Annotated in this window: 2 protein-coding genes; both read right to left on the reverse strand. The window is 64.8% G+C overall.

Translation table 11 applies throughout. The annotated features are described in order from the left end of the window. Positions 1-7 precede the first annotated feature (7 nt). Positions 8-445 carry a hypothetical protein gene (locus ACIBVN_RS52405; protein ID WP_397149007.1) on the reverse strand — a complete coding sequence of 146 codons (438 nt, stop codon included), beginning with the start codon at positions 443-445 and terminating at the stop codon, positions 8-10. Position 446: 1 nt separating this feature from the next. Then, on the reverse strand, positions 447-6,752 hold the full coding sequence (locus ACIBVN_RS52410) for a LamG-like jellyroll fold domain-containing protein (protein WP_397149009.1): 6,306 nt from the start codon (positions 6,750-6,752) through the stop codon (positions 447-449). Positions 6,753-6,865 lie beyond the last annotated feature (113 nt).

The raw sequence follows: 6,865 nt of genomic DNA on the forward strand, positions 1-6,865 counted from the left end.
AGATAGCTCAACCTTTCAACCTCTGAAGTGATGCGAGCCGTTCCTCTATCGTCTTAAAACCGTCGAGATATTCGTTGACTCTGATATACCACTGAGTGCTGTCCATACCTTCGATCGCCACGAAAAGTTCCGGATCGGACTCCACTTCGATAAGGCGCCGGGATAGTTGGCTAGGTGATCTAGCCGCCACGATAAGGCACTCATGGACCTGCTCCAGATCTGCAGCGCAACTCACCAAATCGCCCCAGCTCAACGGATATCCATTATCGGAGGACGCGATAAGGTCTTCGAATGACTGCATTGTCATCCCTTGCGGCGCAACACCTGTACCCCAGAGTTCCAGAATGCTCCAGGCCCAAGAGTTCTCGGGGATCGCGCCGAGAATCTGCTTGAGCTCGACAACGACTCCGGATGCGCCGTGCATGGGAATTACAACGGCGTGCATGTCACCACCCCCAAGGCTCCGCCGGCCCGCGCTTTTTGTACCCGCCCGTCGGATTTTCTTCGTATCGATGCTGATGGGGATTCTCATGGCCGGGAACCTCGGGTCGACCATGGTCAGAGAAGTCATAGTCGCGCATAACCTCACCATCATAGCCGAATTCGCGCGCCTGCGGATACTTATCGCGCCTCCCCTTCTTCCACCCGAGTTGCGTGTGCGGATAATCGGAATCAGCCTTCGGGCCGCCGTGTTCATCACGCGGGAGCGGCCGATCGGGGAAATTTTTCCCGTCCGTCTTGGGCCGCGGCCCCAGGCGGCCTATGCCACCCGGCCCCTCTATTGAGCCCAGCATTTCGCCTGCGCATAGCGCAGAGTCGACTGGATGTTCGCGATCTAAGGCGCATGGGTCTGGGGCGCCGAAGTCGTAGCCTGATTTCCACGCGCTGCTGTTGGGATCTCCAATAAGCGGATCCGTGCAGGTTGGCTCGACTAATTCCCCCGTATCCATGTCCCCCGTCATATAGGGCGACTCGCCGTGAGTGCACACCGGCAACTGGGGCGTGCCCATCACTCCGTTGATGACGCCGGTTAGCCAATCGATCGGCGTTCCCTCAGGGGATGGCGGTGGCGGCGACCCGCCGCTTATTTCGGGTAGGTCGACGGGGGTGACGGTGGGTGTGCTGCCGGTGGGTGTGCCTCCGACAGGGAGGACGGTGTTGGATGTAGTGGGGCCGCCTGAGCCGATAGGGGCGATGCCGCCGTCGTGGACTTCGATGACGTCGGGACCGGCGGGGCGGTGGGTGCCCTTCTTCGGCTTCTTCGGGCCGCCCTTCTTCGGGTCGCCCTGGTTGGGGTTCTTTGAGCCGTCGCTCCTCTTCCTTTTCGGGACGCTTGGTCCTTCGGCGCTTGCTGTTGCGGAGCCGCTGGCAGGCTGACCGGTGCCGCGGCCGCGACCGCGCCCACGGCCGTGGGCGGGGTTCGGCACATGTCGTTCAGTCTTTTCGACATCGATATCGGACCCACCTGGCCTGTTGAGGTCGCGGGCGCCCGTGTCGCCATCGCTGCTGTTGCAACCACCGGAACCGGGGGAACCGCCGCGGCGGGCGGAGGTTTGCTGGTAGTACCAGTCGTTCGTTGAGCAGCCAGGACCGCTGGGGATGTGGCCGGTGGGGTCGCGGTAGATGAGGGGGCTGGCGTTGCCGTAGGTGTAGCGGTTGGCCTGCGCAGAAGGGTTGGAGGGCAGGGTCCAGTCGTCGCGGCTGGTGAAGGCGCCGGTGCCGGGTTGGTACCAGCGGGCGTGCATGTTGACGGTGCCGGTGTCGGGGTCGGTGTATTCGCTTTGGTAGCCGAGGCTGGTCTTGGTGCCGGTTTGGGCGGTGACCTCGCCGAACGGGGTGTAGGCGGTGCTGGCGGCCAGGGCGGTGCCGGAGAAGGTGCCGATCAGGTCCTGGTGGAGGTCGGTGAGGGCGCCGAGGGCGGGGTTGGCGCCGTCCTTGACGCTGACCAGGGATCCGAACGGGTCGCGGCCGTAGCTGGATTGGACGGCTCCGTTTTGGTCGGTGATGGCGATGATGTCGTTGTCGAGCCCGGCGTAGACGAAGCGCTGCCGACCAGACGCGGTTTGGCGGCTGCTCAGCCGGTCGAAGGCGTCGTAGGTGTAGGTGGCGTCGCCGTCGTTGAGGAGCCGGTCGAAGGTGTCGAAGGTCAGGTGGCGGGTGGTGCCGTTCTTGGTCTGGGACGCGAGGGTGCCCCGTGGGGTGTAGGTGTAGTCGGCACCGTCACCTGAGGTGAGGCGGTTGCGTTCATCGTAGGAGTAGGCCTTGTCGCCTACCTTGGTGCGATTGCCGGAGTCGTCCCATTCGTAGCTGGTGGTGGTGCTGTTCGGGGCAGTCCAGGAGGTGAGGCGGCCGGCGTGGTCGTAGCCGTAGGTGTTGGTGCCGGCGCCTGCCAGTCCGCTGGTGGTTTTGGTGGTGAGATTGTCGTCCTTGTCCCAGCCGTAGGTGATCTTGGCGAGTTCGCCGCTGCTGCTGTTCTTCAGGGTCTGGGTGAGGGGCCGGTCGAGGGCGTCGTAGGTGTAGGCCTGGGTGTTGGCCGGGTTGGCGGAGGTGATGGTGGTGAGCCGGTTGGCCTTGTCGTAGTCGTAGGTGTTGGTGCGGCCGCTGACCGGGTCGGCCACGGTCCTGAGCCGGTTGGCGTTGTCCCAGGTGTAGGTGGTGGTGCCGGTCATGTCGATGCGCTGGGTGGGATTGCCGAGCGCGTCGTAGGCGAAGCTGGTGCTGGGACCGGACGGGGTGGAGACCTTAGCCAGCAGGCTGCGGTCGTTGTATTCCAGTGTGTGGTCGCCCACCGTGGTGGCGCGATCGGCCAGGTCGTAGCCGTAGGTCTTGTCCTCGGCGACGATGCCTGCCCCGGAACCGCTCACTTTGGTGAGCCGGTTGAGGGCGTCGTACTGCCGGTCTAGCCGTACCCCGCCGGGCTTGATGAGTGCTGTCTCGTTGCTGGCCGCGTCGTAGATGTGGGTCCAGGTGCGGTCCGCGAGGTTGGGGTGGGCGGTGGTGGCCGGCTCGGTGAGGGTCTCGATCAGGCCGAGGGCGTTGTAGCTGGTCCAGGTGGCGTTGCCGCGGCCGTCGGTGAACCGGGTGCGGGCCCCGGTTGCGTCGTAGCCGAAACTGGTGGTGATCGATTTGGTGGCGGAGACCGGTTCGATGAGTTCGGTCAGCAGGTCGCTGGCATCGAAGGTGCGCCGGGTGATGTGACCCTCGCCGGAGGTGATCTGGGTGAGGTTGTCGGCGGCGTCGTAGCCGTAGCCGACGGTGCGCACGGTGGTACCGGTTTTGTCCAGATTCTTCAGGCTGGTCAGGCGGCCGGCCGGGTCGTAGTCGGCGGCGGTGCCGTTGCCCTCGGCGTCGGTGACCTTGGCCGGGCGACCCGCGATGTCGTAGCCGTACGTTGTGGTGTTGCTCATCGGGTCGGTCTCGGCGGTGACCTCGCCCGCGGCGTTGACCGTGTAGGCGGTGGCCTTATTGCCGGGCAGGATCACCTTGGTCAGGTCGCCGGCGTCGTTGTACTGCAGGTTCGTGGTGTAGGCCGCGGCGGTGGGCTTGCGCTCGACGATGGTGCGGGTGATCTGCCGCCCTAGGTCGTCGTAGGTGGCCTCGCTGCGGGCCCCGGTCGGGTCGACGGTGGCCAGTTCCTCACCCAGCAGATCGAACTCGGTGACCCACTGCCCGGCTGGCTGCCCTGGGCTGGCGGGTGGGTCGGTGACGCGTACCGCGTTGTCCAGCGCGTCATATTCGATGCTGGTGGCATTGCCGCGCCCGTCGGTGGTCTTGATCAGACGTCCCGCAGCGTCGTAAGCGTGCGACGTCTTGGGGGTGACGGCAGTCCCGCCCGGCGGAGTGTAAGGCGTGCCGGTCACCGAGGCCAGTCGGCCGGCCCGGTCGAAGCTCGAGGTGGTCAGCCGTTCTTCGGCATCGACCGTCTGGGTCTGGTGCCCCACCGTGTCGTAACCGAAGCGGGTGGTCGGGCGTCCAGCTTGGGCGGTTCCGTTCTTCTCGATCTGTACGGTCGGCGCTTTTCGCTCCACCAAGCGCCCGGCGGTGTCATACCGGTAGCTGGTGGTGTAGGCGTTCGGGTCGGCGCCGGTAAGGTTGCCGCGCGGGTCGACCAGGCTCTCTACCAGGCCACGATCGTCTATGGTCCAGGAGCGCGTGAGGTCCTGTCCGTCGTTCTTGACCGTGCTCTGTGTGAGGATGTTCTGCTTGTTGTAGGCGTACGCGGTGGTTTCGGTACGGCTGCTACCGGCCGCAGACCGGGTAGTCGTGGCGATGTTGTTGTTGGCGTCGTAGGTGTAGGCGGTCTTGCGGGCCAGCTTGGCCGGATCGAACGTCTCCGACGCGAGCCGGTTGGCGGCGTCGTAGACGTAAGCCGTGGTCGCGATGCCTGCGCCGGTGATGATGTCGGCCCCGATCACCCGCTGGGTGAGGTTGCCGGCCGCGTCGTAGGTGTTGGCCGCCAGCACGACGTCCTTGGCGGTCGCGGAGCCGTTCAGCTTGACGTCGTCGCCGATCACCTGGGAGAGCAGGTTGTCGGTGTAGTAGGTGTAAGAGGTCTTGCGTCCCATCGCATCGACCTGGGCGGACAGGCGGCCGGCGGGGTCGTAGGAGTACGACTCCAACGTGATCTCTTTGGCCGGTTGCGGGTTGACCGGGCTGCCGGTCCAGTTCTTCAGCGTCTTGGCGGCCAGCTGTCCGCGTTCGGTGTAGGCGTAGCCGAACACCGAACCGAGCTGATCGGCGACCGTCGCCTGTAGCCCGAGCTTGTTCCAGGTGGTGCGGATCACGCCGCCCTCAGGATCGGTGACGGATTCCTGGTAGCCGTAGACGTCGTAGGTGTACGTGGTGGTCCGCTCGGGGTCACCGCCGGTCAGGTCCGTGACAGTCGCGGTGAGCGTGTTGCCATCGGCATCATAGGTATAAGACGTCTTGGCTGTGTGGACGACACCGGTGATCTCGTTCTTCACACCCGGAGTCGTCTCCGTAGCCACCCGGCCGAGCTCATCATAAGTGAGCATGATCTTCACGCCGCCCGGCTCGGCGTCAGAGACCTGGGTGCGAGCAGTCACACGGCCTAGCGCATCATGCTCGAGCTTGGTGACCAATCCGGCTGGATCGGTCTGCTCGGCAAGATCGCCCGCAGCGTTGTAGCCGAAGCTGGTGGTATTGCCCTTGGCATCGGTACGCGTCTTCACCAGCCCGGCCGGCGTGCTACCACCGCCTATGGCGGGCTCACTGCCGTCGGTGTAGGCGACGGTGGCCGAGCGGCCGTTGGGGAAGTCGGACGTGGCCGGCGTGGTCTGCTTGGTCTGCTCGCCGTAGGAGTCGTACTCGAAGCTGGTGGCGTAGGTGTTGTCGGTGGCACTGGCCGAACGGGCGTCGCGGACCTTGAGCACGCGGTCGTTGCGCTGATCGAACAAATCGTTGCTGTTGAGGTAGTACTCGGTCCGTACGGTCTGGCAGCTGCTGGTGGTGCGGCAGGTTCTGCGCTGGATCACGTTGCCGCGGGCATCGTTGTAGGTGGTGACGGTGTTGAGGTTCGGGTCCGTGATGGTTTGCAGGAAGCCGCCGGTGTCGTAGCTGTAGGTCATCTTCTTGCCGAGTTGATCGGTGTGGGAGACCAGGTGGTAGCCGCGCCATGCGTCATGCACCGACGACAGGGAGGCGTTGTTGGGATCGGTGACCGTGACGGTGGACATGCCCGTCGTGCTGTCGTAGGTCAGATCGCCGAGTTGCCAGGTGCCGCCGTCGCTGTCGGTGTGGGCTTTGATCCGGTCGGTGGACGTGTCGTAGGTGTTGGCTGCCCAGATGCGGCCTGACGGCAGGGTGATCTTCGTGAGCTTGTGCAGCGCTTCAGCCCGGGCCGCGTAGTGGCGGGCGACCTCGGCGGGCGACAACGGGCGGTCGTAGACGGCGACCTCATCGATCGTCCCGGAAACGCCCCCAAGGTAGATGTGGTCGGCGTACAGCGGAGTGGTGTTGGGGATCGTTCCGGCAAAGGTTCCGGCGGCGACACCGTCCACATACAGCGTTTGCCGGTCGCCCGCAGCGGTCAGCACGGCATGGTGCCACGCATCGTCTTTGACCACAGCCGTGGTGACAATCCGGGACGCGGCGTCGTAGCCGGCCGCCAGCTTGCCGTCCGCGGTCACCTGCAACATGGGGAAAGTAATGTACGAGTACTCGCCCTGGACCGTCATGACGGTTCCGCTTGCGCCGGTCTTGAACCAGGCCTCTATCGAGGCCCAGGCACCGGCACGCGGAATGATCCCGTTGGGCAGGTGAATCGCGCTCGTGCTGGAGGCGGGAATGCCGACCGCGGTGTCCGGCGTCCCGGCCAGCGCGCCCGGCTGGCCCAACGTGATACCGCTGTAGCTGGCGTTACCGAGCCACCCCAGGCCCTTGGCGCTCGTGCCAGAGGTCTCCCCCAACCGCCAATACCCCATCGGGTCGGAGTCCAGCACGGTGCTGCGATACAGCGACCCCGGATTATGACTGTAGACAGTGCATTCCTGCGCCGGGTTGCACACCTTCTCCAGCACGTCGCCGTTGTAGCTGTAGCTCCACGTCAACGCCTTGCCATCGACCGGGTCCGTCATCACCGTTTCGACGTGCGCGCCGGACCAGGTGAAGGTGAGCGACCGGCCTCCAGGCGCGATGGCCTTGGCGAGCTTGCCGTCGCTGCCGTACTCCAGGTTCTGGCTGCGGCCACGCTGGTCGGTCACCTTCAGCAACCGGCCACTGCTGTCGAACACATACGAGGTGGAGGACTTGTCCCAAGACCACTTAGTTAGCGATTTCGTGGTGTCGTCAAATCGGCGGAAACAGCAACAGAGCCCCTGCTAGAACAGTGTCGACCAAGATCACA

The sequence above is a fragment of the Nonomuraea sp. NPDC049400 genome (assembly GCF_044466425.1).
In the GTDB taxonomy this organism is placed as follows: domain Bacteria; phylum Actinomycetota; class Actinomycetes; order Streptosporangiales; family Streptosporangiaceae; genus Nonomuraea.

Excerpts from the sequence above, each read along its gene's own strand:
- ACIBVN_RS52405 (WP_397149007.1), bottom strand. The coding sequence starts at position 445 with ATGCACGCCGTTGTAATTCCCATGCACGGCGCATCCGGAGTCGTTGTC.